At 48.5% G+C, this 25,594-nt stretch carries 27 protein-coding genes; 7 read left to right on the top strand and 20 right to left on the bottom strand.

The annotated features are described in order from the left end of the window. Positions 1-29: 29 nt before the first annotated feature. The 3 genes from NST44_RS18550 to NST44_RS18540 all read right to left on the bottom strand — a co-directional run bounded on the left by NST44_RS18550 (position 30) and on the right by NST44_RS18540 (position 2,871). Positions 30-725, bottom strand: coding sequence for a response regulator transcription factor (locus tag NST44_RS18550; RefSeq protein WP_007130222.1), 696 nt, complete (start codon positions 723-725; stop codon positions 30-32). Continuing rightward, positions 694-2,202 (bottom strand): sensor histidine kinase, encoded by a 1,509-nt coding sequence (locus NST44_RS18545; RefSeq protein WP_210095200.1) that lies wholly within the window; start codon positions 2,200-2,202, stop codon positions 694-696. Before NST44_RS18545 ends, NST44_RS18550 begins: the two co-directional genes overlap by 32 nt. 186 nt (positions 2,203-2,388) lie before the next feature. Next, on the bottom strand, positions 2,389-2,871 hold the full coding sequence (locus NST44_RS18540; protein WP_251537641.1) for a nucleoside deaminase: 483 nt from the start codon (positions 2,869-2,871) through the stop codon (positions 2,389-2,391). Between the two features lie 285 nt (positions 2,872-3,156). On the opposite strand from NST44_RS18540, the gene NST44_RS18535 reads away from it, so the two are divergent. From NST44_RS18535 to NST44_RS18520, 4 genes are all read left to right on the top strand, one after another. Continuing rightward, complete coding sequence (locus tag NST44_RS18535) at positions 3,157-4,038, top strand: LysR family transcriptional regulator (protein ID WP_007130225.1); 882 nt, start codon at positions 3,157-3,159, stop codon at positions 4,036-4,038. A gap of 239 nt (positions 4,039-4,277) precedes the next feature. Further along, entirely contained in the window at positions 4,278-4,433 is a 156-nt protein-coding gene (locus NST44_RS18530; RefSeq protein WP_007130226.1) for a hypothetical protein, read from the top strand. Between the two features lie 41 nt (positions 4,434-4,474). Further along, a complete protein-coding gene (locus tag NST44_RS18525; RefSeq protein ID WP_007130227.1) occupies positions 4,475-5,818 on the top strand; it encodes an arsenic transporter in 1,344 nt (447 codons plus the stop codon). A 238-nt stretch (positions 5,819-6,056) separates the two neighbouring features. Next, positions 6,057-7,349 (top strand): saccharopine dehydrogenase NADP-binding domain-containing protein, encoded by a 1,293-nt coding sequence (locus NST44_RS18520; RefSeq protein WP_007130228.1) that lies wholly within the window; start codon positions 6,057-6,059, stop codon positions 7,347-7,349. A gap of 101 nt (positions 7,350-7,450) precedes the next feature. On the opposite strand, the gene NST44_RS18515 is transcribed toward NST44_RS18520, so the two are convergent. Then, on the bottom strand, positions 7,451-8,116 hold the full coding sequence (locus NST44_RS18515; RefSeq protein ID WP_340900352.1) for a DUF2642 domain-containing protein: 666 nt from the start codon (positions 8,114-8,116) through the stop codon (positions 7,451-7,453). 286 nt (positions 8,117-8,402) lie between these two features. Next, positions 8,403-9,272, bottom strand: a complete 870-nt coding sequence (locus NST44_RS18510; protein WP_007130230.1) for a hypothetical protein — start codon at positions 9,270-9,272, stop codon at positions 8,403-8,405. Between the two features lie 208 nt (positions 9,273-9,480). On the opposite strand from NST44_RS18510, the gene NST44_RS18505 reads away from it, so the two are divergent. Next, the gene (locus NST44_RS18505; protein ID WP_340900351.1) at positions 9,481-10,527 is read left to right on the top strand and encodes a CotH kinase family protein; all 1,047 of its coding nucleotides are present in this window, start codon (positions 9,481-9,483) and stop codon (positions 10,525-10,527) included. 129 nt (positions 10,528-10,656) lie between these two features. Here NST44_RS18505 and NST44_RS18500 read toward each other — a convergent pair whose 3' ends face one another. From NST44_RS18500 to NST44_RS18480, 5 genes are all read right to left on the bottom strand, one after another. Then, the gene (locus tag NST44_RS18500; protein ID WP_340900350.1) at positions 10,657-11,346 is read right to left on the bottom strand and encodes a class I SAM-dependent methyltransferase; all 690 of its coding nucleotides are present in this window, start codon (positions 11,344-11,346) and stop codon (positions 10,657-10,659) included. A 21-nt stretch (positions 11,347-11,367) separates the two neighbouring features. Beyond that, positions 11,368-12,006 carry a histidine phosphatase family protein gene (locus tag NST44_RS18495; protein ID WP_028404856.1) on the bottom strand — a complete coding sequence of 213 codons (639 nt, stop codon included), beginning with the start codon at positions 12,004-12,006 and terminating at the stop codon, positions 11,368-11,370. A 294-nt stretch (positions 12,007-12,300) separates the two neighbouring features. Then, entirely contained in the window at positions 12,301-12,450 is a 150-nt protein-coding gene (locus NST44_RS18490; protein WP_340900349.1) for a hypothetical protein, read from the bottom strand. Between the two features lie 398 nt (positions 12,451-12,848). Then, positions 12,849-13,322: an IS200/IS605 family transposase gene (gene tnpA / locus NST44_RS18485; protein WP_007127619.1), complete on the bottom strand. Its 474-nt coding sequence runs from the start codon at positions 13,320-13,322 to the stop codon at positions 12,849-12,851. A 210-nt stretch (positions 13,323-13,532) separates the two neighbouring features. Then, positions 13,533-14,351 (bottom strand): radical SAM protein, encoded by an 819-nt coding sequence (locus tag NST44_RS18480; RefSeq protein WP_028404854.1) that lies wholly within the window; start codon positions 14,349-14,351, stop codon positions 13,533-13,535. Positions 14,352-14,662: 311 nt separating this feature from the next. Here NST44_RS18480 and NST44_RS18475 point away from each other — a divergent pair, with 311 nt between their 5' ends. Beyond that, the gene (locus NST44_RS18475; protein WP_007130238.1) at positions 14,663-15,853 is read left to right on the top strand and encodes an oxalate decarboxylase family bicupin; all 1,191 of its coding nucleotides are present in this window, start codon (positions 14,663-14,665) and stop codon (positions 15,851-15,853) included. A gap of 54 nt (positions 15,854-15,907) precedes the next feature. Here NST44_RS18475 and NST44_RS18470 read toward each other — a convergent pair whose 3' ends face one another. From NST44_RS18470 to NST44_RS18460, 3 genes are read right to left on the bottom strand one after another with little or no spacing between them, the layout of a single operon-like run. Then, positions 15,908-16,621: a 2OG-Fe(II) oxygenase gene (locus tag NST44_RS18470; RefSeq protein ID WP_007130239.1), complete on the bottom strand. Its 714-nt coding sequence runs from the start codon at positions 16,619-16,621 to the stop codon at positions 15,908-15,910. Continuing rightward, positions 16,614-17,165 (bottom strand): methylated-DNA--[protein]-cysteine S-methyltransferase, encoded by a 552-nt coding sequence (locus NST44_RS18465; RefSeq protein WP_040738734.1) that lies wholly within the window; start codon positions 17,163-17,165, stop codon positions 16,614-16,616. The genes NST44_RS18470 and NST44_RS18465 overlap by 8 nt, the downstream gene beginning before the upstream one ends. Further along, the gene (locus NST44_RS18460; protein WP_007130241.1) at positions 17,149-17,751 is read right to left on the bottom strand and encodes a bifunctional transcriptional activator/DNA repair enzyme AdaA; all 603 of its coding nucleotides are present in this window, start codon (positions 17,749-17,751) and stop codon (positions 17,149-17,151) included. The genes NST44_RS18465 and NST44_RS18460 overlap by 17 nt, the downstream gene beginning before the upstream one ends. 149 nt (positions 17,752-17,900) lie before the next feature. Between NST44_RS18460 and NST44_RS18455 the strand changes: the two genes are divergently transcribed. Then, on the top strand, positions 17,901-18,974 hold the full coding sequence (locus NST44_RS18455; protein WP_007130242.1) for a DNA-3-methyladenine glycosylase family protein: 1,074 nt from the start codon (positions 17,901-17,903) through the stop codon (positions 18,972-18,974). Between the two features lie 145 nt (positions 18,975-19,119). On the opposite strand, the gene NST44_RS18450 is transcribed toward NST44_RS18455, so the two are convergent. The 7 genes from NST44_RS18450 to NST44_RS18420 form a co-directional block, all read right to left on the bottom strand. After that, complete coding sequence (locus tag NST44_RS18450) at positions 19,120-19,593, bottom strand: DUF3574 domain-containing protein (RefSeq protein ID WP_007130243.1); 474 nt, start codon at positions 19,591-19,593, stop codon at positions 19,120-19,122. A 229-nt stretch (positions 19,594-19,822) separates the two neighbouring features. Further along, on the bottom strand, positions 19,823-20,869 hold the full coding sequence (locus NST44_RS18445; RefSeq protein ID WP_007130244.1) for an ATP synthase beta subunit C-terminal domain-containing protein: 1,047 nt from the start codon (positions 20,867-20,869) through the stop codon (positions 19,823-19,825). 46 nt (positions 20,870-20,915) lie between these two features. Beyond that, on the bottom strand, positions 20,916-21,647 hold the full coding sequence (locus tag NST44_RS18440) for an alpha/beta fold hydrolase (RefSeq protein WP_007130245.1): 732 nt from the start codon (positions 21,645-21,647) through the stop codon (positions 20,916-20,918). A 114-nt stretch (positions 21,648-21,761) separates the two neighbouring features. Beyond that, positions 21,762-22,718, bottom strand: coding sequence for an acetamidase/formamidase family protein (locus NST44_RS18435; protein ID WP_007130246.1), 957 nt, complete (start codon positions 22,716-22,718; stop codon positions 21,762-21,764). Positions 22,719-22,970: 252 nt separating this feature from the next. Then, entirely contained in the window at positions 22,971-23,138 is a 168-nt protein-coding gene (locus tag NST44_RS18430; protein WP_157462167.1) for a hypothetical protein, read from the bottom strand. A 455-nt stretch (positions 23,139-23,593) separates the two neighbouring features. Beyond that, entirely contained in the window at positions 23,594-24,265 is a 672-nt protein-coding gene (locus NST44_RS18425; protein WP_007130247.1) for a DUF6320 domain-containing protein, read from the bottom strand. Continuing rightward, on the bottom strand, positions 24,262-25,539 hold the full coding sequence (locus tag NST44_RS18420) for a hypothetical protein (protein ID WP_007130248.1): 1,278 nt from the start codon (positions 25,537-25,539) through the stop codon (positions 24,262-24,264). The genes NST44_RS18425 and NST44_RS18420 overlap by 4 nt, the downstream gene beginning before the upstream one ends. Between the last annotated feature and the right edge of the window lie 55 nt (positions 25,540-25,594).

Here is a 25,594-nt window from a genome sequence, read left to right as displayed (position 1 = left end):
AAAATGTTTATTAACAATTTCTAAACTCGTTATACGGAAAAGCGGTAGCCCGCCCCCCACACGGTCTCGATATATTGCGGATTCGAAGGATCCACCTCTATCTTCTCACGCAATCTGCGGACGTGAACCGTCACGGTTGCGATATCCCCGTTCGAATCCATGCCCCATATCCGTTCAAACAGTTCATTCTTACTAAAGACGCGATTCGGATGGCTTGCCAAAAACTCCAGCAGGCTAAACTCGCGGGTCGTAAATATCACTTCCTGGTTGCGGACGTGGACCCGGCGGGCTGCTTTGTCAATAACAAGACCACGGAGACGGATTTCCGACCGGGGATCAGTCCCCGTTTTACCTGTTAACCGCTCATATCTTGCCAGGTGCGCCTTGGCTCGCGCAACCAGCTCCCCGGGGCTGAACGGCTTGGTAATGTAATCGTCGGCACCAAGATGAAAGGCACGGATCTTATCAATTTCTTCTTTTTTGGCGGAAACGATTAAGATCGGTACCTCCTTCGCTTGCCTGATTTGTCTGCATACATCATATCCGCCGATCCCCGGAAGCTGCAGGTCGATGATGATGAGATTGTAATCGTTGTTCATGGCAAGCCGAAGTCCTTCATTGCCGGTATGGCATAAATCGACGAGATACCCGTTCAACTCAAAATAGTCCCGCTCCAGCTGTGCGATCGTAATTTCATCCTCGATGATCAGAATCCGGGTTGTCATCTGTATGTGTCCCTCCTAGGTCCTTCGTTCTTCTTAGCGTGAAGTAAAAGCTCGTGCCGACTCCAAGCTCGCTGCTCACCCATATCGAGCCTCCGTGGCCCTCGATGATCTGACGAGCGATCGCTAGTCCGAGTCCGCTGCCGCCTGTTGAGGAATTGCGCGATCGTTCGGCGCGGTAGAAGCGCTCGAAAATATGCGGGAGGTCTTCGGATGAGATTCCCATCCCGTTATCCTGTATTTCAACAGTGACCCATTCCGGCGATGCTTGCACCGAAATGAGAATGAACTTGTCTTTTTTGTTCATGAAATTTTGGGCGTTTCCAATGATATTAAGCATGGCGCGCTTTAATTTTTCCAGATCGGCTACAACCTCAATATCCCTGCTCGGGCGCTCGCCCCACTTCAGCAAGATTCCCTTCTCTTCCATTTCGTAATGCAGCTCATCCATGCAGTCGTCCAGAAAGCTGACGATGCTCACATTCTCGAACAAGAACGGAATTTGCTTTAAGTCCAGCTTGGAGTACAGAAACAGCTCGTCCACCAGCTTATCCAGGTCGATCGTTTTGGAATAGATGATATTGACGTACTTGTCCATCTTCTCCGGGGTATCAGCGACCCCATCACGAATGCCTTCAATGTATCCTTTGATGTTCGTAATCGGGGTACGCAAATCGTGCGAAATATTGGATATCAGTTCCTTCCGATTCTCTTCGTCCTGCAAACGGAGCTGCACCGATTCATACAACCGCTTGCGCATATTCTCGAATGCCTCGTTCAGCAGACCGATCTCGTCTTTGGAACGCAAATCGAGTGCAAACAGCAAATTCCCTTCCACGATGTGCTCAGTCGAGCTTCGAAGCAGATTCAGCGGTTTGACCACACTGCGGGTAATCCAGCGATATAGCATCGCGTTCGCGATGACGATGATGCCGATAAGCAGCACCACGATCATAGGGAGCAGCTTGCGGGTCACTTCGCCGAAAGGGCTGCGTTCATGAATAACATAAACACTCCCTTTCGCCCCATCCGAGTACCGAAAGTCGAATTTGGCATAAGCGTAAAACCGTTCGCCGATGTTGAATGTATCGCGAATATGGTGGTTGTCCAGCTCATAGGGAGGCAGATGCTCCTCCAATTCGGGCTGGTTGAACGTATGCGATTCGAAGACTTGATTGCTCTCCCGGCGAACGTAAAGACCGGCCCGCACCGTTTTCAGCTTGAAATCGTAATCCTGCAGCAGCTCCTGGTTCATCAGCTCATCCGGTTCATTTTTGGCAAGGTACTTCAATTCAAGGAAGATGGATTCCTCCTCCTCCGTCAGCGGGTTGAGCTGATAATGCACTTTATAGAAATCCCGGAAGCTGTGAATATCCCCTGTCGCCGCGATGGTGAACAAACTGGCCGTCAGGGCGAATACGAGCAGGCTGACAAGAAGCATGCCTGTGTAGGACAGCAATAATTTGATTCGAATGGACATACGCTCACCTCGCTGCGAATTGCAATGCACGGTTAGTGCATAAGAGTCAATGCCATACCGCTTGATGCTATATAGAAACGAGAAGCCTCCTGATCCACCTTCAAAGTGGCTGAGGAGGCTTCGATTCATTGGATATTGGATATCCGTTATCCCCGATTCGAGCATGGTGAACAACGCATGGCGGACTTATTTTCGCTTGGAATGGAATTGACGATGGAGCTCCCGAACCTCTTGGGCCAGCTCGGGTACCGGACCGTCTATGGCCGTATCACGGATAACCTCTTGAATCGGAAGATTTCGTACACGGGGTGCCGCAACTCCCATTTCCTCAAGCCATTCTGCCAGCTGTTTCGAGGAGCTTGCGTATACAATCCGACCTAGTCCAACCCAGCCGTGGGCCGCTGCGCACATTGGGCAATGTTCGCCCGAGGTATACACGGTCGCCTTCGCTCTCTCCTCAGGCGTCATGTGATTAGCCGCCCACCGCGCTAATGCAAACTCCGGATGCTGCGTATGGTCCCCGCCGGCAACATGGTTATGGTCTTCGGCAAGCACGTCTCCGTCTGCGGATACAAGCACGGAGCCGAATGGCTCGTCGCCTGCCTCAAGTGCCTCCTTCGCGAGCTCAACGCATCGCTTTAGATGCTTCAGATCGATATCGTTTATCATCAATGGAATCCTCCTCATCGAAACATTTAAATTAAGCAGCCCTTGGCTGCGCATAATCTGAATAAAACGTTTTGTTCAGCGTCCTTTTCCTTATACACCGTAATGCTAACATGTATCAATCCAAACGAAAAATATATAAAAAATATGATGAGCTTAGGTTTTACATATGCATTGTCTTACGAGAATCCGCACCAATATGCTAACATGGGAATAACCAGATCAAAAACATAGCCAAAGTTCGTATTTGCTTAGGTTTTTCATATATGAGAAGGAGTGCTTTCAAAGATGGATATCCGACAGCTGCGATATTTTATCGCGATTGTAGAGGAAGGGAAAATCTCTGCTGCCGCCAAGAGGCTTCATCTTTCCCAACCCCCTTTAAGTCAACAATTGAAAGCCATGGAGGAGGAGCTTGGCTCCAAATTAATAGAGCGCAGCGGGAAACATTTAGAGGTAACCGAGGCGGGAAAAGCTTTATATAAATATGCTTTGCAGATGAATCAGTTGATGGAGGAGGCGAAAATGGAGGTTCAGGAAGTAGGAAAAGGAGTGAACGGGAGTTTATCCATCGGCGTAAATACGTTCTCGGTAGGCGAGCTGCCCCATATTCTTCATCAGTTCCAACGCCAATTCCCTAAGGTAACCTATAAAATTCAGCAAAACGAGTCAGCGCATCTGTGCAAATTAGTGAGGGATCGGGATGTCGAGCTGGCGATCATTCGCCTGCCGTTGGAATTGGACGATTTCGAGGTGCTTCACCTTTATACCGAGCCTTTTTACTTCATTTCGTCGGATAAACAGAAGCTGTTCGAAGATGAAGTGTCGCTGCAGGACATTCATAATCAACCGCTCATTCTGCCAAGCACCCAGGGATTAGGCGTGCACTATTTGATATTGGAGGCATTTTCCCGCTTCCATCTGCATCCCCATATTACAGGTGAATGCTCTGATATTTCGCTGTTGATGGATTTAGTTTCATCCGGCTTTTGCGGGTCGATCGTTCCGGAAACGGTGCTCAAACGGCATAAGGGGTACTCGATCCATGCTCATAAAATCTCCGGGTCAGCCGAGATGTCAGCTCCGGTCGGACTCATCTGGCTGAAGAATCACTCCTTATCCAAAATTGCACAGAACTTCGTCGATGTATTGATAGCAAAAAACAATTAAGAGGATGAACAAGCCCGATTGCTCACACACGAGCAATCGGGCTTGTTTCGTATGTAATCTATTTTACCTATCGATGTGTAACTCCTTATGCGAACATCAATCGCGGAATATCGCAATAACAAGGCATTTCCATTAGAGCAGTGCCAGTCCTTGATACATATAAATAGAGTATATCTATCTACTAATTATGATTGGTAGGTAACTTCGCAAAAAATAAAAACCGAAGAGGAGTGACCTTTATGATCGTACTCATCTTTATCGTACTGGCGGGTTGGGGGCTGTACGCTCTACTAACGCCTCCTAAAGAGGTTCCCGTAGAGTCAACAAAGAGTGAGGCCGCCAAAGAACAAGTTGCTTTTATTAGCGTCGTGATTCCCGAAAAAGAGGATTCGTAAGCAACTCTTGCTATTAATGAAAGAAGGGAGTGAGATTTCCCATGCTCAGTCCAGCAGTAGTCACACTAACGATTGCAGCTTTTATTGTCGCAATGGTCCTTATCATATGGCGTCCAAATGGATTAAATGAAGCCATCCCAGCATCTGTAGGGGCCGCAATCGTGGTGCTTAGCGGGAGCGTATCATTGCCGGACCTCCTTACCATTGGCTCTACCATAAGCAGTGCTGCTATAACGATCATTGCAACCATCGTAATGGCCATTATATTAGAGAGTTTCGGTTTTTTTAACTGGGCTGCTGAATCCTTGGCAGCCAGAGCTCGTGGATCGGGAACCCGGTTGTTCTGGTACGTCAACTTATTATGTTTTCTGATGACCTTATTCTTTAACAACGATGGAAGCATTCTCATTACGACTCCCATTCTACTGATTCTGTTAAAGCAATATGGATTAAAAAACCATGAGAAAATCCCTTACCTCCTCTCAGGTGCGCTAATAGCAACTGCATCAAGCGCACCTATCGGTGTCAGCAATATCGTGAATTTAATAGCACTGGAAATCGTGGATATGGATCTGTACATGCATTCCATCATGATGTTTGTTCCCGCAACCCTCGGGCTTTTGCTGTTTGTATTTCTGTTATTCCTCTGTTTCAGAAAACAGCTGCCGCGTAAGCTTCATGTAAAAAGGCACGCGGGCGGCGCCATGCACCCTCTAAGCAGGACGCTGATTTCAACTGCGGATATCCACAAACGCAATAAGGTCATGCGGAATGTTCTCTTGTTTGTATTTACGGTTCGAGTAGCGCTATTTGTCGCCTCCTATTTAGGGATTCCAATCGAAATTGTAGCGATCCTCGGCTCAGTCATTCTGTTGTCCTGGCGATGGGCCGTATTGAAATTAAAACCGACTGATTTATTGAAGAAGACGCCCTGGCACATTCTCATATTTGCATTCGCGATGTACGTGCTCATCTATGGGCTGCATAATATCGGTCTAACGGAATTTCTCATCCAATTCTTTGAGCCGATCGTTTCCACAGACCTCTTAAATGCAAGCTTATTAATGGGCGGCCTGCTCTCTTTGCTATCGATTCTATTCAATAATCACCCCGCGCTGATGGTTGGAACCATCACACTAACCAATATGAACCTGGATCCTTTAACGCTCAAGATTTCATACCTGGCCAGTGTAATCGGAAGTGATATTGGAGCATTGCTTTTGCCGATGGGTACGCTTGCTTCGTTAATATGGCTTCACATTCTTAAACAACATCATGTCAAGATCAAATGGAAGGAATATATCAAGATCACGATATTGACCATCCCGCCCACCCTTTTATTTACGCTGGTGATCCTTGCATTCTGGGTTCAATGGGTATACTGACATACTGAATACAGGAACAACATTTCATAGAGAGCATGAAATTCTTGTGGAGCATGGGTTCATTATTCGATTAATGAATCATCACCACGGCATTCATGACTCTCTTTTTTGTTCGGCATGCTTCGGGAGCGTACGTACATACATCATGATTTCGAATAAAAGCATCTTGAAGGTGTTTTAGCACAGACCTTTTCCCGACTCTATGAATAATCATATTACTAGAAAGGAGTTGGTAGATTTGAAACAATCACCGATCGTCATCAGCATTCTTGGCAGCTCCGGCGGCGTCGCTAAAGCAATCCTCTCGATATTAAATAAAAGCGCTGAAGATATCCATGACCCCATTCATTCCATTATGAAGCACAGCACCCTTCATTTGATCGACCAGAAACAGAAACATCCGGATTACTATCGCGCTTTCATGCCAAGCTTGCTTAAGAATGCTGCATTGCACCAATTCGATTTGAACCAGCTGGAATCGTTTCGCCAGCATCTGCGACAGACCGGCACCACGCATGTCATTGATGTCTCGTGGGCTGATACGGTTGAGATGCTCCAATGCTGCCAAGAATGCGGTGTGCATTATATCAATACCGCGCTTGAGAATCCCAAGGTGGATGAGAATGAAAGCCTTGCCCCATACTCGCTGTTGGAACGTTACCGAATCTTCCAGGAAGCCCGGCAATCATCGCCGCAGACCACTGCAATTATCGGTTCGGGTATGAATCCAGGAGTCGTCCAGTGGATGGCTATCAAGTTAATGAAGGAACTGCCAGACAAGCAACCGATCGCCTGTTACATTGTAGAACATGACAGCTCGCTATATAAAGACCCCGCCCTAGTAAAAGAACACACGATTTACTCCACCTGGTCTCCCGAATGCTTTTTGGACGAAGCGATTCTCAATTATCCCATGTTTATGAAGCATCAGTTCCCATTTACGATGCATCTTCCGGTGTATGAGCTGGAGTTCAAGGTGACCTTGGGGAGCAAGCAATTCAATGGTTCATTAATGCCTCATGAAGAAGTATTGTCCCTTGGAGAAAAATTCAATATGGAGACTGGTTTTATCTACCGCGTCAGCGATTATACGATCGATTTAATCCGTTCCCAGCTTGAAGATCTCGACGTTATTTGGGAATGGGATCATCAAATTTTGGATCCATCGATTGGCGAAGTCGGAGGAGAAGATTTGGTCGGAGTCTTGCTCGTATATCCAGACAAAGAGAGGTATATGTATAATGTTCTGAGTACCGATAATATCTACCCTGTCTTCCAAATCAATGCCACCTATTTTCAGGTTGCATGCGGCATATATGGCGCATTAAGCACACTTCTGAAAGACGATATTCCAAACGGTGTTTATTTTGTTGACGAATTGCTCCTTCAAACCGAAAGTCAATACGGTGCTTATTTATCCTACTATATGAAGGATTTTGTGGTTGGTGAGAACAAGGGTACGGATGGGTTATTGCTCGACCGAATGATAAAATACCCAGCCTCTTCTCATGAAGACAATTCCGCTGAATAAATACCCGACATCATTTCATCCTGCTTATGGATAAATAGCAGCCCCACTGCCAGACAAACTGTCAGTGGGAAGTCTGCGACGCTCATATGCTTTTAACTGATCTAAGGCAGCTGGATCGATTTAATATGATCCATGTGCAGGTAATTATCATTTCCGCCAGCAAGTACCAACTGAACGATATTCTCATCGACAGATTTCAGTAACCCTTTTTTGTTAGGATGCTCGCCAAGATCAAACACCACGAGCTGACCTTCAAGTTTTTTTAACAGCTGATCCATCGTTCTTGACAAAGCAACAACAGAAGGCTGAACCGGGAAATGTTTTTGATCAAGACTATAAGGCGTTGTGTTTGGAGGATAAGGTATCAAATATTTGACGTGGTTGACTGGAATATAAACCGTTTGATGCATCGGTGAGTGATATACAAAATAGTCATTCATAATACTTGTCACATACCCATGCAATGATTGAGAACCTCCCAGGTAGATCTCAGTAAAGACGCCCCTGGAATTCATCAATATTTTGCGATAGGAGATATTGGCGAGGTCTAATTTCGAATCGGGACTGCTGTCCATCGGGGGATTATCCAGCTCTTCATATAGCCTTAAATGCTGTAGATGATGAATCGGCGTATATATATATTTTGACTTTGAATATAGAACCAGGACATCGCTTCCCATATCAATAAATTCGCCATGAAGCAGTGTCTTACAGCCCGAGACCTCCAGTTCAACACGTTTGCCGATCATTGAACGTAGTGACTCCATCCCTTCCCTCCTCCTATTATCTTAGTCTTACCGCTTTATGACTTCCATTCATGCTCAGGCTTGAATTCACCAACACCATTCGCCTGCATATATTGTTGGTATCGAACTTTAACGTGCAGATTGCACAACTTTTTAAGCAAAATATTTAAAAACCCCCTGAAGGGAGCATTGGATGACTGTGCAGCCAATGCCCATTCAGAAGTGCTTTATAGGGGGGAATGCTTAATTGTTTCACTTATGGGTGAGCAGAAGATGGCTGGCTAGGCGCTCCTATCCTATAGGATTATTACTCGCCTCCGCTTCTTTGTTTACCGCTACGATTGCGCTTACCGGAGCGATTGTACGATCGATTACCACTGCGGTTACGTTTGCCTGAACGATGCTTGGATTGATTGCCGCCTGTCCAATTCATCCAGTCTCCGGCCGTTTGGTTGCCGCCAGTACGGTTCCCTCTGGATTGATTGCCACCTGTGCGGTTGCCTGCGGTTTGGTTACCGCCTGTGCGATTGCCACGTGTTTGGTTGCCGCCTGTGCGATTGCCACGTGTTTGGTTGCCGCCTGTGCGATTGCCTCGTGTTTGGTTGCCGCCAGAACGGTTGCCTCCCGACTGGTTACCTTGCGCTTGGTTACCGCCTGAACGGTTGCCTCCCGATTGGTTACCTTGCGCTTGATTGCCTTGAGATTGATTACCTTTGGAGCTGCTGTTTTGATTCTGGTTACCGCCGGATTGGTTACTATTCCCGCCGCGGATTACGGTAATCGATTTAATATGACTTACCGGAACGTGAACGACCTCTTGTCCTTTCACCGTTAAGATCAAATAATTCTGGTTCACGTCGACGATGATACCCTCGATTTTTTCCGGTCCGCCGCGGTTTACTTTCACATAGCGATAACGAAGGGCTTGCATAACACCAACGAAGTCGTAGGCCCTGATCGGATTGACAATGCTCTCTCTTTCTCCACCAGATTTACCCGTATCCGTGATGCTTTTGACATGCTCGTCTTTAACATAAACGAAACCGCCGTCAGCAACTGCAACCAAGTAGTCGGATTGGGCATCCAGCAGAAGACCTTCGATGGAATCCGGTCCACCGCGATTGATCTTTACGTTTCTTCCTACCAAGTTCCCGAAGCCAAACCTGTTGTAAGCCATGTCCATGCTCCTTTCAAGGATTTATTTTCGACAGATCAAGAATGGTAAGATCTCGGGCATGATCACGAAAGCTGTAGATACCCCTCAACTGTCCATCAGGTCTGTCGGTAATATACTTATATGTTTCATGTAATAGAAAGGAACTGGTTTAATATAATCAAGCAGACAAATTCAAACGATAGTCTATCAGTTTGAAGGAGGTAGCTTCATGTCTTTGCCTGTGTATCGAGTAATGATCAAAGACAAGGATTATGAACAGTTAAACAGCAATATCTGGTCCAATCGTTTTGTGCCGGGACAGCTCGTTATCGGCGGAAAAAGAATACCGATACGTATTCGCTACCGGGGAGGGCATACCCGAGAATATCCGAAAAAATCCTATGAAATTAGAACCTCCAAATATACCTACCACTTTAATGCTGAATATGATGACCCTTCCTTGATTCGAAATGCGCTTTCCTTTCAATTTTTCAATTCGATTCATGTGCCAAGCCCTTCGACCCGGCACTGCGTGCTTACGATGAACAATGAAAAGCTTGGGGTATATCTAAATATAGAGGCTGTAAAGACTCCCTTTTTTCGAAAAAGAGGGATTCCAGTTCGAAGCATCATTTATGCGGTTAACGACAACGCCGACTTTACAGATAAACGATCGTCGGGCAAATCTTTCTTCTCTGGCTATAATCTTATAAAAGGCTCAGAGCGGGATCGCTTAAAACTATCTAACTTTATTCAGGGGATTCACCAGAAAGAAGGTGCCGAGCTGCAGCAATATCTTCGCAGGCACCTGGACATCGAAAATTACTTGCGGTGGTTATGCGGCGCGGTATTAACGGGGAATTATGATGGCTTTAACCAAAACTATACCTTGTTTGAGCACGGAAAAAGCAGAACATATCGCATGATCCCATGGGACTACGAGGGGACTTGGGGAAGGAATTGTTATGGGAAAATAGTAGATTCAAACCTTGTGAAAATTCAAGGTTACAATAAACTAACGGAGAAGGTATTGTCCTTTCGTTCACACAGGCAAAGGTATAAGGCTCTCTTGTCAGGATTTCTTAAATCGGTATTTACGGTGAGACGTCAACTGCCCCTCGTATACAAGATGCATGATGCCATTGCTGCTGACGTTTATAAGGACCCCAATCATAAATGGAGCACGAAGGTGTTCGACGCAGAGCCGGATACCATAAGGAAATATATTGACCAAAGAAGGCAGGATATTTTAAGCCAGCTAGGCTCATTGGATTAAACGCAACAACAAGCCCAGTTGTAGGCTAATTTACCTTGTCAATGAAACAGACCAAAATCAAAAAAATCATTGAAAATCGGCCTACACCCTGAGGTTTATCGGGTAAAGGCCTTTTCACATTGAATTTAACTATATATGCTTCCACCAAATTCCTGCACATTCCGGAACCGTTGACCACTGATTGTCGAGGATCTTCCGCCCAAGCTCTTCGCCAAAGAAAAACTCGGTGCATTGTCTGGCTTCTTCGACATGGCTAAAGGTATAGTCCATTCGGATCCACTTGTGCTGGAAGCCGTATTCCTCTTCAAGTGCTGTATAATACTTCGTCAGAAATCCGGGAGGATTCGGGGTTTCCGTCCCCGTGCCCATCGTCTCGAATATGATGATGGTGGCATGTGGCTTCAGCACACGGTGAAGTTCAGACATGACCCGTTCTAAATTTTCCGCCCAATCGTCATTGTCCGTATTGGCTAAATAACCGATACTCCAGCCCGAAACCGCCAAATCTATCGATTTATCGGCCAGGGGCAGCTCCCTATGGTCTGCAACAACCGCACTCCAATTACGCTCAAGCCCTTGCCCAATTAATTTTTGATCTAAGAGCTCCAGCATGGAAGCAGAAATGTCCGTACAGATTAATGAACCCGCATCCTTCGCAACAGCACTTGATAACCGGCCGGTCCCCGCTCCTAGATCCAGGACCGCTAAATCCTGAAAATTCCGGATCCCCCGGATCACTTCAGATAATTCAGGCTGCTTGCTAATCATCAACTCATAGATATCCGATTGATTTTGATAAATCTGTTCATGTGTAGCCATACGCGATCACTCTTTTCTGAATTATTTGATAGACCTAGCTAAAAGCCCCTTACAATGCTTCATCGTATTCTTTTCGGTAATCTTCCATTGATTCAAGATCTTCTCAACCGTATGCACACTTGTGTTATCAATTGGAAAGAACGGACTTTTGTTGGTCCAATCCTGACCGTTTAAATGATAATACAAGACATTAATGACACCGCCATGGGTAACTAGCAGAACATTCGACTTCACTTCTTGACATTCAAGCTTCCTGCATAAGCTCTCAAATGCTTTGGTAATTCGGTTATAAAAATGCTTCGGTGTTTCCCCTCCCGGAAAAGGAGCATCCATGTCCAGCGTATTGAAGTAAACACCTGGATACCGTTTCTCGGCTTCTTGATTTGGCATACCTGCTAAATACCCGTTATTCATTTCCCTCCAATCTTCGGAGTAATTGGTTTCTTTGTTAATAATTCGTTCAATCTCCCTAGCCGTTTCAACTGCGCGTGGTAGATCACTGCTCATTATTGTGCGTATCCCATATTCGTCTTGGTAACGATGCAGAAACTCCCCAAGCCTCCTCGATTGGAACACGCCTTGCTCGATTAACCCCCTGCTGCTCCATCCCCCTCGAAAGCCCTCTTCATCTGCGCCGTGTCTTACAAGAAATATCTTCATATGTAGTTTCTCCATCAAAGTAGTTTGTTTCGTGCTATTATGTCATTTACGCTTCACCCGTTACGGAACGACCCGATTCGGAATTGCTCTTACTTATAACTTCTTCTCGTAATAATATCCCTTCAATATGATCTGTTTGGTATCTTGGGTCACTTCGTCGTCGGCATCGAGATTAGCTATTTCACTCCTCGGAAATGGGTTTGGAGAAGAGGCGTAATAAAAATCCCCGTATTTCGTTACCACCCTTTCTGCAGGTTCGCTTCGAACTCTTCGATCGTAATCTTTTTGCCAATCCTACAAGGCTTTTGGAGATGGGGCAGCATTATGAATAGTTGTGTTTAAACTTTGATAATAATCTATAAATCCTCTGACCATATAAACCAAACCCAGTAATACTAGACAACCTGATGCAATGACAATAGTTCTTATATGCTTCTTATTCATGCCCCTCCCTCCTTTGCAGTGGATAGCTCCATATCGTCATTCAGCGCAATCACCTCGCTTAAATTCAAATCCATGTGGGCTATAACAGTCACAGGCATTCAGTTTTTAAATATATACTCTATTGGGTAATTATAACATCCAATAACATCACTGGAATACAAAATACGAGCCTGAGCATGCTCAACGAGTTTGAAATGCTCTAACCGCTTAAGACAACAACTGCCTCGGTCGCCGCATCGCTATCCGATCTGCTTATAATCAGAACCACCCGTCAAACGGGTGGTTTGCTCTTGGGGTATAACCCCTTGTTGCCAAACTGCGCCTAAAGACGCTAGCCTGACAATAAAATTGCTCAGGCTCAGTGTAATTTGTCACTTTCACTTACCAGTTAAACTGGTTTACTTCTTCTTGTTACTGTTTTTGCTGAATGGGTCTTCATACTCTTTCACACTCAGTTTATCAATTGCTTGGTCATGTGCTTCTTGCTCACGGATATATTTTGCCACGGTGGCTTCATTCAAGCCCACTGTGCTGACGTAGTATCCCTCCGCCCAGAATTTTCGATTACCATATTTATACTTCAAGCTAGCATGCTTCTCGAATATCATGAGTGAGCTTTTCCCCTTCAGGTATCCCATAAATGATGATACTGAGATTTTTGGGGGAATTGCTACCAACATATGTACATGATCGGGCATCATGTGACCTTCGATTATCTCCACTCCCTTGTATTTACATAATCGTTTGAATATTTCGATTAAGTCTTTCCTCACTTGATTATAAATCTCTTTCCGTCTATACTTCGGGGTGAACACAATGTGGTACTTGCACATCCACTTCGTGTGAGCTAAACTATAGCTCTTGTTTGCCATCTAAGACCATTCCTTTCATTATTGAGCCTGAACATCTCAATTTTATCGGAATGGTCTTGTTGGTCAAACCTCGATCTCTCCACCCGCATAGCGGGTGGTTTTTTGTTTCGCACGCTTCGCGAGCTCAACTGGCTAAAGCCGCAATAAAAGCCTTCCAAGGAACCATCCCTTAGAAGGCTTAACTTATATATGAATGTTGCTGCGATTCACTCATGGTTCGAATCCCTTTTGACTCACATACAACTGATCTTCCGGAAATACCGTGCGAAACCGATCATATACGACCCGATAGGCGGAAGGGTGGTACCATTCCTCAAGTCCGAGCACTCTATACAGCTCGTTCAAAGCGAGCTTCTTCGTGCGTTTCCCGCCGCTCCCGTCACCCATGAAATAATCGTCGATACATACGCGATGGACAAGCGGGCGCAGGATCTCAGGGAATTTCTCCGTGCTTGGCAGCACGGGAGAGATCGCGGCTTGCGTCCGGATTCCGGCATCTCTCAGCTGTTCAAGGGCCTTCAATCTGGCCTGGATCGGCGGAGCCGAAGGCGTAAATTGCTTTCGGATGTCCTCCCGGTCCGTCTCCACCGTCATGCTGACCCGGACCCGATCCCCTAATTGCTGCAGCAGATCAATATCCCGCCGAACCAACGGGCTGCGAGTCTGCACCAATAGAAAATCCGGCGGATCCGCGGCCATGACTTCCAGTATCATGCGAGTCACTTCCTCCTTCGCTTCTGCCGGCTGGTACGGGTCGGTGCTCGAGGACATGAAGATCGTAACCGGCCCCTTCTGCTTGGCTCGACTCAGCTCCTTGCGAAGAGTTTCGGCCGCTCCTTGCTTCACATCGACCCAGGAGCCCCACTCCTGCTTGCGAAATAAAGAGACCGGCATTTGCCTCACATAACAATACGAACAGGCAAAGCTGCAGCCCGTATACGGATTCAAGGTATGGCTGTATCCGTTCAAAAACCCGGTTCCTTTATTAAGCAATGTCTTCGGCGTTTTATACTGAACCTCCGTTTTCATAAGGTCCCCCCTTGTCTGCTCAGGCCAATATTCCCTTTATCTTCATGAAGACAACGAGAAGCGAGTTCCTTCTATAGTATACTGAAACCTTCAGCTTCGCCAGCCAGAAGCCGAATCACAAGCTTGCCGCTCTCCCCTCCGACCTTGCCGTCTTTCGTGCGATGGGTATTCCCGCCAGGCTTGCGCTCCAAACATGCCGTGGATTGTGGCGATCGCGGGAGATGTTGCATTTCTAAATCCGAAATGCTGTTCATAACGTTTATTAAGTAACTTCGTTCATATTTTGATGAAGATGAGAGGTGTGAATACTATTGAGTAATGACAACAGGGATGGATATATACCCCAACCTGTACGGAATGATGGCGCCGGGTGGTGGGATTTGGGACCACGTGACATCATGCGTGACCTGGAGAACCCGGATATGCTGGTTCCGCCTGTGACGGATGCGGGTACGCTTCCCAACCTGAAATTTTCCTTTTCCGATACCTATATGCAGTTGAATCATGGCGGCTGGTCCCGGGAGGTTACCGTTCGACAGCTCCCGATTGCAACTACGCTTTCCGGGGTGAATATGGCGCTGACTCCGGGCGGTGTGCGAGAACTGCATTGGCATCAGTCGGCGGAATGGGCGATCGTCCTCGTCGGCAGCGCACGCATTACGGCAGTCGATCAGGATGGAAGAAACTTCATAGCCGATGTCGGCGTAGGTGATCTGTGGTATTTTCCGCCGGGAATTCCCCACTCCATTCAAGGGCTGGAAAGTGGCTGCGAGTTTCTGCTGGTCTTCGATGACGGCAGCTTCTCCGACCTCAATACATTATCGATCTCTGACTGGTTCGCACATACGCCGAAAGACGTGCTGTCGGCGAATTTTGGCGTGCCCGCCAGCTCTTTTACCCATATTCCCAAACAACAGCGATATATCTTTCAAGGAAACATTCCGGGTCCTCTTGAAAGTCAACTCGTAGCGGACCCCTATGGTACGGTGCCAAAAAGCTTCACGCATCGACTGCTCGCACAGGAGCCGATCGTTACTCCGGGCGGGACGGTGCGGATCGTGGACTCCACCAATTTTCCAATTTCGACGACCATTGCCGCCTCATTGCTGGAGATCAAACCGGGTGCAATGCGAGAAATGCACTGGCATCCAAACAATGATGAATGGCAGTATTATATATCGGGCACTGGCCGCATGACCGTTTTTGCACCCAATGGCACGGCTCGCACTTTCGATTATCGTGCCGGCGATGTCGGATATGTGCCGTTCGCATATGGGCATTATATTCAGAATACCGGCGACCGAAGTCTGTGGGTTTTGGAAATGTTTAAGAGCAGCCGCTTTGAAGATGTTTCCCTGAATCAATGGATGGCGCTCACCCCTCATCAGCTAATTCAGGAGAACCTTCATGTAGGGTCGGAATTTATACACGCCCTGCGAAAGGAAAAAGGGTATATTGTCAAATATCCCGGTTACTCCGATTATCCAAGAACGGGAAGATAGCAGCTGCTCGCTCTTTTTCAAAAAAGTTAAAAGGATGAACAAGAAGAAACGGGCTCACTTGGCATCATGGAAAATGATCCCGAGGCTGTACCTGGTCCCGGAGGTGATTGTGCTCACACCATGCCGCAGCATCGTCCGGTAATATCCCCGGGTTCCCATGACTGGCCGGTGATGGGTCGGAAAGATCAAGCCAGAGCCCTGCTCCAAGGTGATGACATGCCCCCGGCTCTGCGCGCGGGGCCGCTGTTCCACCAGAAGAAATTCTCCGCCTGTATAATCGGCTTCTCGTTCGTTTAATACGAACACGACCTGGAATGGAAAAAACACATCCCCATACAAATCCTGATGCAGACAGTTATATCCGCCTTCCTCATATTTTAGAATCAACGGCGTTGAGCGCCGCTGTTCCTGAGCATGGCATACCGCCAGAAAATCGTCCAGCCTTGCCGGGTACCTCTCCTCGCTTCCGAGCCATGCCAGCCAGCGGTTGGCCGTTAGCGCCAGCTCGGGATAGAAGCCCTCCCGGAGCTGCTGAAGCAGTTCCGGGAGGGGAGCCTGATAGTATTTATACTCACCGATCCCGAACCGGTGCCTTGCCATGTTGATCGTACTGCGAAACCGCGATTCCTCCTGGTAAGTGCCTATGATTGCCGCGCACTCTTCCGGCAGCAGCAGCCTGGGTATCACGGCATAGCCGCGTTCATCCAGCTCCGTTTGAATCCCTTCCCAGTACAGCCCTTCAATGCGTTCGGGCAGCGTACTAGACATACTCCGCGGTCTCCTTCTGAATCGCTTGCTCATGTTTACGCTCAAGCTCCAGCAGCTGGCTCTTCATCGCAAGGCCTCCGCGATAGCCCGTCAAGGCCCCATTTTTGCCGATAACCCGGTGACATGGTACGGTGACCAAGAGAGGATTCGCCCCGATGGCGGCCCCTACCGCTCGAACGGCAGCCGGCTTTCCGATGCTTTGGGCGATGTCCGTATACGTCATCGTCTTCCCGTATGGGATTTGGCACAGTGCACGCCACACCGCCTTTTGAAAAGGAGTCCCCTTATAATCCATGGCCATCTCGAACCGGTCACGCTTTCCCTGCAAATATTCCTCCAGCTCTCTTACATAGGGCTTCATAATGCGGTCATCCTGCACAAGCCCAGCACCGGGATATTTAGCAGCGACCCATTCCGCCATCTCGTCAAACGTCTTATCCTGTGAACCGACATAGCATAATCCTTGCTCCGTTGCCGCGATGTACATGCTCCAGCGAGCATGAGTCAGCCGCGTCCAGCGGATCACATCAGGATTGGATTCCATCATGATTCATTACCTCCATACTTGAATAATTTAAAGCTTGCCGGCGATAGCTTAAAGGAGTCGTCCCGGTCTTCTTCTTAAACAAAGTTACGAAGTAAGCCGCATTCTCTATCCCGACCAATTGACCGATATCAGCGATAGGTTTAGCCGTATCCGTCAGGAGCTGCTTGGCTTTATCGACACGCAGCTTCTGGATATATTCCGTCGGGGTCATTCCGGTGACCCGCTTGAATATGCGGTGAAGGTGATACGGACTGCCGTGACTCACATCGGCCAACAGATCCAGCGTTAGCTGCTCGTTGTAGTTTTTATCGATGTACTCCTTGACAAGCTCGATCCATTCGTGGTCCGGCAGGCGCTCTCCCGTTGGCTTACACCGTTTGCATGGACGGAATTGCTCGGATCTTGCTTCATCCGCCGATTGAAATACGCGCACATTTTCTTTTTTCGGGGGCCTGGACTTGCAGGAAGGTCTGCAGAAAATCCCGGTCGTTTCGACCGCATAAAAAAACTTGCCGTCACTCGCTTTATCATTTTCGATGATCGCCTTCCACTGTGCTTCGGTTGGCTCGATCCGGTTGGCCACGTTTCATTCACCTCCGCTAACATTATAACCACAGGTTCGGCTCGTTGTACGGTTTTTGGAATATAAGAGCAAGATTACAAAATGATTTGCTTCCGTAGTATGGTACAAATAGTATAAGAGATAATTAGAGCGAAAGGAAACGATGAATCATGTCCCAATCCAAGCCGACACCAAACGGCCGAACGCCCGCAAATTCCATAGAACCAAGTACTGAGCATGCATGGGGCAGTCTCGCTGATACGAATCACCTAGCTGCTTCGGTTTCCTCTCGGCACTCCCATCTGAATCCGGTCCCTCATAGCAGCTGGGAGGACCATCAGCATGAACTCAAGCTGTTCGTGCCGAAGGAATTCAGCTTCAAGGAGAACCTGAGTTACCTGCAGCGATCGCCGAATGAATGTCTGTTTCACATCCGCAACGACCGGATTTATCGAGCTCTCCCCTTGGGCCTAGGACAGGATATCGTCGTTATTGAAGTTCGCGAAGCGCCTCACGAACAGGCCGTCATCGTTCGTTTCCTTGGGGATTTCATCCCTGTTGAGCCCAGTATGCGGGCTGAAGCAGCTGCGTACGTCCGCGATTGGTTCGACATGAACACCGATCTGGTTCCATTCTATGAGATGGCGGCTGTTGATCCCCTCCTCCGCGAAGCTGTCCAATCCTTCTACGGGCTTCGCAACATGGGAATCCCCGATCTGTTCGAAGCGCTGTGCTGGGGCATTCTAGGTCAACAGATCAATTTAACCTATGCCTATACGTTAAAGAGGCGTTTCGTGGAAGCCTTTGGCCGACGCCTCGAATGCGAGGGAGAGACATATTGGATATTCCCGCGGCCGGAGGAAATCGCGGGATTAAACGTCCGGGACCTCAGCGGTCTTCGGATGACGGTGAAGAAATGCGAGTACCTTCTGGACGTTGCCAAACTCATGGCAGATGGAGCATTGACCAAGGAGAAGCTGCTTGAGGCCGGGGGCCTGAAGCAAGCGGAGAACATGCTTATCGCGATCCGCGGCATTGGCCCCTGGACGGCGAATTATGTACTGATGCGCTGCCTTCGGATCCCCAGCGCCTTTCCGATTGATGACGTTGGACTGCACAATGCGATCAAGCATGTGCTGGGCATGGAGAAGAAGCCGACGAAGGAAGAGATTCGGAAGCTGTCGGCTTCTTGGGTCAATTGGGAATCCTACGCTACCTTCTATCTCTGGAGATTTCTGTACTAGGAGTGCGCAAAAAAAAGGCTGGCCCTCTCATCCCCTGCTGCAGGATGAGAAGCGTCAGCCCCTTCACTATAGATCATTATTGTTAAGTATGATGATGCATGAGTTAAGTAATAATACCTGTGGGTTCACGTTATGACGTTTCTTTTTATTCGATAAAGTACATTTTTCCATCCACTTCTAGGGAAATCGTATATTGAGCGAGATCCTCTTTCAGCTGCTTGGCATACGCCACCACATGATCCAATGATTTCTTATCCAGTTTCTCGGCATAGGCGTACACAATCGTAACATTCTCCTTGATCAGCTTCTGATCTTTGTCCACCCAAGCACCCTCACCGTCAATAGCTGTAGCGCCGCCGAACCATTGCGAAAACTTCGTTAATGCCTGATCTACGAACTTTTGCTGGGCTTCTTCGGTGATTTCAATGTTTCCCTTCACCGTGGATGGGATATAAATTTTTACGACATGACTGAGGTGAAACTGCCCCTCAAGAGCGCTTCCTGACACTTCAGCTGCCGAAGACCCCTCCGCACTGTAAGATTGCTGGACCGGGACGAACACGAGCAGCAATAACACTGCAATCGCTGCCGTAATCATCCAATTCTTTTTGTTCTTCATTACCCCATGTCTCCTTCTTTTGTTAAATAATCGAACGGCCGGTTCCCAAAACGGTAATCCTCTGACCCCGTCCAAGATGCGGCCAGTCGATCAAGCTTGGATAATTATATTAAAGGAACCTATGATATTCAATGGGAAATCCGAATTAATCCGGATTTAATAGAGAGCATGCGAAAAGCCGAATTCTGCTTTGCGAAGCAGAACCGGCTTGTTTGCACTTGTTGCGGCACTAATTTATTTTTCCGATCCAGGTTAAGCTCTCTACGTCCCGATGATCCATACTTCCATTCAGAATCGCCTGAACGTCATGCAGGGTGTCTTGGAGCGGAACCCGTTCCCCTTCTCTTCCGGAATAGGCTTTTGCAATGTAAAAAGGCTGTGTAAGGTAAGCCTCCAGTCTCTCCCCTCTCTGATACACTTCCGTTTCCGATGCAGGAATCGCCTGCAGACCCCTCACCTGTACTAATGAGCGAAGCTCGCGGTAACGGCGCAGCAGCTTCTGAGCCCGCTGCTGAACCGAGGCGTGATTCTGATCCAGATGGGCACCTTCCAGCACCGACGAGGTAGAGTAGATCGGATTGACGGCAGGAAACATATGTCTTGCCGCCAGATCCGCGTCGAAATACCAGAGCGTTTCGAGCGGACCGTAAGGAATATCCTCATCAACCACAGCTCCTTTCAGGTCGACGAGAAATGTGGTAACATGCTGATGGCCTTCCTGCTGCAGACGCTCCTGCAGCTCGTATATTTTTCCGGTCAGCACATGCTCCCGGTCCGCGGCGAGCATCATCTCCTTACCCGGCGGCGTGCTTACCGCGACATCATAAACTTCTTCTATGGAATACGCCACCCGCTCCACATCATCCAGCATATCCTGCAGCTCGGGGTATTCCCCTTCTGGCTTCAGCAGAATCGTCATATAACCATCCCGTTTAAAATGATGGAACAATTCGCCGAGCAGCACCAGCTGCCCCATTCCCGGACGGGCCACTAAACCTACCGTCCCGCCTTTAGCGATCGGGGCAAATAAATCGAGCGGCTTAATGCCCGTTTCGATCATATCGATCCGATCTCCGCGCAAGATCAGCTCATCCAAACTGCATTTCGCCAGCGCTGCCAATGCGGCAATCGTGCGGACTTCCGCGCGGCCGACCGGGATCTTCCCCGTACATAAATTGGAGACGGTGGCCGGCCGCAATCCAACCGACTTGGCAGCGCTCGTCAGGTTCGGAACTCTTTGTCGCAGCAGCGATACATTAAGCTTCAGATTGTCCAAATGCGTACACCCTTTTTTAATAGTAGATTCATGTTTCTTCAGGATCTTACCTGATCGCGTTCATAAAGGAATCTGCGGTGCGGACAAACGCTTCCGCGTCCGGTTCGAAAATATTATGGTCATGCTGATCGAACTCCACAAGCTTGGCCTGTGGCAGCTTCAGCTTGTACTGCTCCGCTGCTTCTAATGATAACCCGGGATGCGGTTTTACGCCACGGATAATCAAGGCTGGACAAGTCAAAGTGGTCAAGTCATCCCATAACTCCACCTTGCTTGATTCCCGCTGCAGTGCATGCAAGGCCCCGGCCTGCATCCGGTCATACAGCTTCTTCCCCCGCCACGGCGGTAAGGATGCGAAGAACTCCACCCATCCCGGCGGAAGCTGAGTATGAATGGCAGGATAGTCGCCGATGATCAACCCCCGGATGCGTTCAGGATGCTGAACGGCATAGCCTAGCTGATACGACACGCCCCTTGAATATCCCATGAGAATGAATGACTCAAGTTCTAAATGACGAACAACCGCGTCGATATCACTGATATGATCCTCGAGCGTGAATCCCGATGCAGGGGAGTCGCTTTTGCCCCGGCCGCGGAGCGTGATCATAATGATATGTCGGGGAGTCAGCTTCTCTACAATGCTAATGTAATCTTCTGCTGATTCTGACAACCCGGGAATGATAACGAGCGGAACATCTCCCTTATTCAGTTCCCGATGGGCCTCCGTCACGTGAATATGCACCCCATTGTTATTCACCATCGTTTCACATAATTGCATTTACAGTTCCTCCTAGGTATAAGCAGCTATTTTTAATAAAGTGCAAACCTTCATCCAACAGGTTTCAAAGCGTACGCTTCTAATGCCTGAAGTCGGTATTTCCCCCTCTCCTTCCTATCTCAACGCGTCGAATGGCAGAAAAGCATGCACGCCCTTAGCCGTATTCACGATTTGAGTGATTCTTAGATCCACTGTCAATGTGGCATAAGCATATGCTTCAGTCCTTGAAATCGCATAGAGCTCGGTCATAAGATCAAGCATCCCGTTCACAGCGATCCACATCGCTTCGTCAAGATCCTCGTGGAAGCCCATCGTCAGCCAGCCCGTGCCCGTCTTTGCCCGGGGCATTGTAATGGCCATGTCATCACGGACACGGAAGGTCAGACTCACCTTTTCCATGGGACATTCCAAGGCGGGCCCGCTAACTTCGCCGTCTCCTTGCGCAGCATGGCCATCCCCTGTCGAGAATAAGCCGCCGCTTACCGGGATCGGCAGATACAACGTACTGCCGGCGGTTAACTCTTTGCAGTCCAGGTTGCCTCCATATGGCCTGGGCACGAACGTGGTATGTCTGCCTTTTTCTTGTGGCGGCATGCCCATAATTCCCATAAACGGCTTCAGGCCGACGCCGTATTTGAAATTACCGAACTGGCTTCGTCCGATCATCGTCCGGGCATCCAGTTCGAAATCCAGCGCCACTTCCTCGGTATCCGACATGCCCAGCTTCTCGTTCCAATAGCTAGGAAAGCCACCGGCAGAGGTCCAGCCCCAGGAGCCGGGCACAATCTCATTGATCCGGATCTCCAATGTGCCCCCAGGCTCCGCCCCTTCGATATGTACGGGACCCAGCAGAGCATGCCCAAACTGCTTCTCCTGCCGCTCCGGCAGGCGCTCGGTAAACTTCAATCTCGGCTCTCCTGGCGAAGAACGCTTCGCAAGTCCCCAACCCGCATCCAGCGTTTGATACTCGACCGTATCCCCGGACTGAATATAGAGAGCCGGCTCAAGTTCCCTGCTGAAAAATCCATGAAGCGAATGAATATCCGGTTTCAACACATGCACCTTGGACATACAGCCTCTCCTCCCTAAATGACCAGGCAGTCACTGAATACCAGTTTAGCGAACTGCCATGATATTTACTTCAAAGAGTAATTCATGTTACTCTGTAAGTCAACAAATATTTACGTCTAAAAGTAATTTTTATTACTCTAAAACTTATTCGCACTCACCAAAAATTTAAATGCTTTGTATTCCTCCCCAATACAAAAACAGGCTCCCAGCCTCATCACCTAAGCGTGACGGCTGAAGCCTATCCTTGACATGTCAACCTGGGCTGCCGTCGGTGAGCTCTCTCACCATATCATCAAGTAGACGATTCACGTTCTCCCATGTGACGGCCGGGGTATGATCGCCGACAGATAACGCAAGGGTGTTGCGATATGTGCTGGCTCCCAAATTGAAGAATGGGGATAACATGATAGGTGCAGTCATATAACCCGCATCGGCCTCCCCGAAAACTGCCGGCTGGGAAAATGCAACACCATGCCAATTTACTGAACTGCCGAGTACAGTCCCAGCAAATAATTCATTCGATCCTGCGGTGTAACTGGATAAGTCCTCACTTCAGATATACCGGTCATGCGGTTCAACCTCCGAATATTCGTTATTGTTAAAGCATCGTTACTCCCACCTCTAAAAAATAAAACCAACTTTAAGTCATTTTTAACTAATGTCCTATCACAATAATAGATATTCTTTTACGTCTATATATTTTGACCGACAAAAAAAGACACACACCATGTGTATCTTCTTAGTACAGGACCCGTGCTCCGCATCATACATCGTGGTCCGTATTCTCTTTTCCACCCCTATCTTGTCCGTACGCTGATTCACATTCGGCTTTTTGGTGAATGATCCATTTGGTATCATTCCCCTCATGACTTTCGTCAATAGTGCAGCCTGCGCTTCACTTCTTTGCGGAAGCCCTTGTCCGCAAGCAGCCACATCCCGCCGAACGTCAACAGGGCATACATCGCTGCCGAAACCGACGGCCATAATACGTGCGAAAGACCGAGCAGAAAGAACAGTAAGGGGGTAAATCCCAGAAACACCATAAGCAGCAAATATCCTCCGAACTCGCGCCAGCCAAGCGGCTTTGCAATGCAGAGCAACGTCATCAGCAGGGTTGCAGCCATAACCAGGAACGGGATGACGTACCCGGTTGACCAGGCGGTCCCACCCGAAAGCGCGTTGATCCATAGCAGCATACCGGACAGACCGAGCCATTGAACGACGATTTTGGCCCCTAGATGTGAATTGGACATCAACGTGTGACGGATGAGCAGCCACGCGTACAGCACACAGGGTGCAACATACAGACTCCACCAAACATCACGGCTTCCCAAAACGTTAATGACGAGGGTAATGCTGATTACCGCCATAATCATAAAAATCAGCGATCTGGCAAACGTGCCGCTCTCGCGCGGTTCCGGCATTGCGGAATAGGAAGGATACCAGCGATTGCCCGCCGTTTTGCTGCCTCCGGCCGTATTTCGCCGACAAAGCGGACAAACCGCATGGGCCGGATCCACCGTAACGCCGCAGCTAACGCATCTCATGCTCCCATCCCCCAATCATTGCTGACAATCCTGACCTCAAGCCCGGTAAATCCGGACAGTTCGCGGAAGAAGTGCATGATAATGTCGCTCTCAACGATATTTCTTGCGAAGGTCACGGTCAGCTGATCGTTGATGGAGCATACCGCGCAGTTCATCGGGCTTTTGGCCGTAGGGTACATCGTTGTTTCCATCACTTCAATATGCGCCGCCATTCCCTCCGGCACCTCGACCCTTCCCAGATTGGTTAACGTAAGGGTCTTGGCTTCTTCCCCATAATGGTCAAATCCGTAGCGGATTGCCAAATCCTTCAGCTTTAGCGGAGCGATTCGCGATAGGAAGGTGTTCTCGTATTTCATGCTCCCGGACATCGTGCGAGACAAATAAGACTTCGTTGTTTTCTCCTTCATTTGTTGTTGGACTTGCACGAGCACCTGCTCGAAATCCATGTTCTCTGCCGCAGCAATGCCTATATTGATGACCGCGAAAAAGTTGCGGAGGCTGCTGGATGGAAAGATATTTCGCAGATTCACCGGCATGCTGATTACGATCGGTCGACGCTCCGTATTTAGTGGCTCACCCGCATGATGGACCGCTATCACCAGAATGGCCGTCAAATACGCCGTCAACGTTACGCCCTTCTCTTTCGCACATGCATTCAGGCCGGAGGCCCGAAGCATGCCGTGAATGACGTTGTGGCCGTAGGGAACAAAGCGTGTCCCTCGTATTTGGAACGCCTCGGGAGCCTTGTCCAGATCAAGCGGCGGCTCTGATGTATAGTGTGCCTTGAAGCTGTCCTGGGCTTCCGCATATCTGGCAAACGACGCAGGCGGCAGGATCATCCCCTGCTTGTCATCCACATTTTCGCCAAGCAGACATAAATACTGGAACACTAGCGTTTTAAGAAACTCAAGGGCACCCCCGCCGTCGGTCAACGCATGAAAAATTTCGACGCTGATCTTGCTGCCGTGATACAGAATGCGAACCAGGCTAGCGTTCGAATCCGAGAGCGACACCGGCGCGCAAGGGTATGTGCCCTCCGGCTCCACCCGCAGCGGCGACTCCTTTTCCCGTAAAAATTTCCAGAACAACCCGTTTCCCATCTCCACATGAAGCAGTGGAAACCGCGTAATTACGCTATCCAGCGCCTTCTGCAAAATCGGTGGCTTTACGGGATGTTTCAGTAAGAACGACAACCGGTAGGTTGATGAGTTTTCTTGGCCCGCCACGGCTGGAAACAGCTTCCCGGCGTGATCCAGCTTGTACCAATCCTCCATATTACTCTGCTACCTCCAAACCATAGTACGTAATGCTGTCAGCATTCCTCTTTCT

It is taken from the genome of Paenibacillus sp. FSL W8-0919 (assembly GCF_038003785.1).
Classification (GTDB): domain Bacteria; phylum Bacillota; class Bacilli; order Paenibacillales; family Paenibacillaceae; genus Paenibacillus_AQ; species Paenibacillus_AQ lactis.
The sequence above is the reverse complement of the archived record's forward strand: the minus strand, read 5'-3'. Positions and strand labels throughout refer to the sequence as shown.

Coding starts and splice junctions, on each gene's coding strand:
- NST44_RS18550 (WP_007130222.1), bottom strand. CDS start 725: ATGACAACCCGGATTCTGATCATCGAGGATGAAATTACGATCGCACAG.
- NST44_RS18545 (WP_210095200.1), bottom strand. CDS start 2,202: ATGTCCATTCGAATCAAATTATTGCTGTCCTACACAGGCATGCTTCTT.
- NST44_RS18540 (WP_251537641.1), bottom strand. CDS start 2,871: ATGATAAACGATATCGATCTGAAGCATCTAAAGCGATGCGTTGAGCTC.
- NST44_RS18535 (WP_007130225.1), top strand. CDS start 3,157: ATGGATATCCGACAGCTGCGATATTTTATCGCGATTGTAGAGGAAGGG.
- NST44_RS18530 (WP_007130226.1), top strand. CDS start 4,278: ATGATCGTACTCATCTTTATCGTACTGGCGGGTTGGGGGCTGTACGCT.
- NST44_RS18525 (WP_007130227.1), top strand. CDS start 4,475: ATGCTCAGTCCAGCAGTAGTCACACTAACGATTGCAGCTTTTATTGTC.
- NST44_RS18515 (WP_340900352.1), bottom strand. CDS start 8,116: ATGGAGTCACTACGTTCAATGATCGGCAAACGTGTTGAACTGGAGGTC.
- NST44_RS18510 (WP_007130230.1), bottom strand. CDS start 9,272: ATGGCTTACAACAGGTTTGGCTTCGGGAACTTGGTAGGAAGAAACGTA.
- NST44_RS18505 (WP_340900351.1), top strand. CDS start 9,481: ATGTCTTTGCCTGTGTATCGAGTAATGATCAAAGACAAGGATTATGAA.
- NST44_RS18500 (WP_340900350.1), bottom strand. CDS start 11,346: ATGGCTACACATGAACAGATTTATCAAAATCAATCGGATATCTATGAG.
- NST44_RS18495 (WP_028404856.1), bottom strand. CDS start 12,006: ATGAAGATATTTCTTGTAAGACACGGCGCAGATGAAGAGGGCTTTCGA.
- NST44_RS18490 (WP_340900349.1), bottom strand. CDS start 12,450: ATGAATAAGAAGCATATAAGAACTATTGTCATTGCATCAGGTTGTCTA.
- tnpA (WP_007127619.1), bottom strand. CDS start 13,322: ATGGCAAACAAGAGCTATAGTTTAGCTCACACGAAGTGGATGTGCAAG.
- NST44_RS18480 (WP_028404854.1), bottom strand. CDS start 14,351: ATGAAAACGGAGGTTCAGTATAAAACGCCGAAGACATTGCTTAATAAA.
- NST44_RS18470 (WP_007130239.1), bottom strand. CDS start 16,621: ATGTCTAGTACGCTGCCCGAACGCATTGAAGGGCTGTACTGGGAAGGG.
- NST44_RS18465 (WP_040738734.1), bottom strand. CDS start 17,165: ATGGAATCCAATCCTGATGTGATCCGCTGGACGCGGCTGACTCATGCT.
- NST44_RS18455 (WP_007130242.1), top strand. CDS start 17,901: ATGTCCCAATCCAAGCCGACACCAAACGGCCGAACGCCCGCAAATTCC.
- NST44_RS18450 (WP_007130243.1), bottom strand. CDS start 19,593: ATGAAGAACAAAAAGAATTGGATGATTACGGCAGCGATTGCAGTGTTA.
- NST44_RS18440 (WP_007130245.1), bottom strand. CDS start 21,647: ATGCAATTATGTGAAACGATGGTGAATAACAATGGGGTGCATATTCAC.
- NST44_RS18435 (WP_007130246.1), bottom strand. CDS start 22,718: ATGTCCAAGGTGCATGTGTTGAAACCGGATATTCATTCGCTTCATGGA.
- NST44_RS18430 (WP_157462167.1), bottom strand. CDS start 23,138: ATGACTGCACCTATCATGTTATCCCCATTCTTCAATTTGGGAGCCAGC.
- NST44_RS18425 (WP_007130247.1), bottom strand. CDS start 24,265: ATGAGATGCGTTAGCTGCGGCGTTACGGTGGATCCGGCCCATGCGGTT.
- NST44_RS18420 (WP_007130248.1), bottom strand. CDS start 25,539: ATGGAGGATTGGTACAAGCTGGATCACGCCGGGAAGCTGTTTCCAGCC.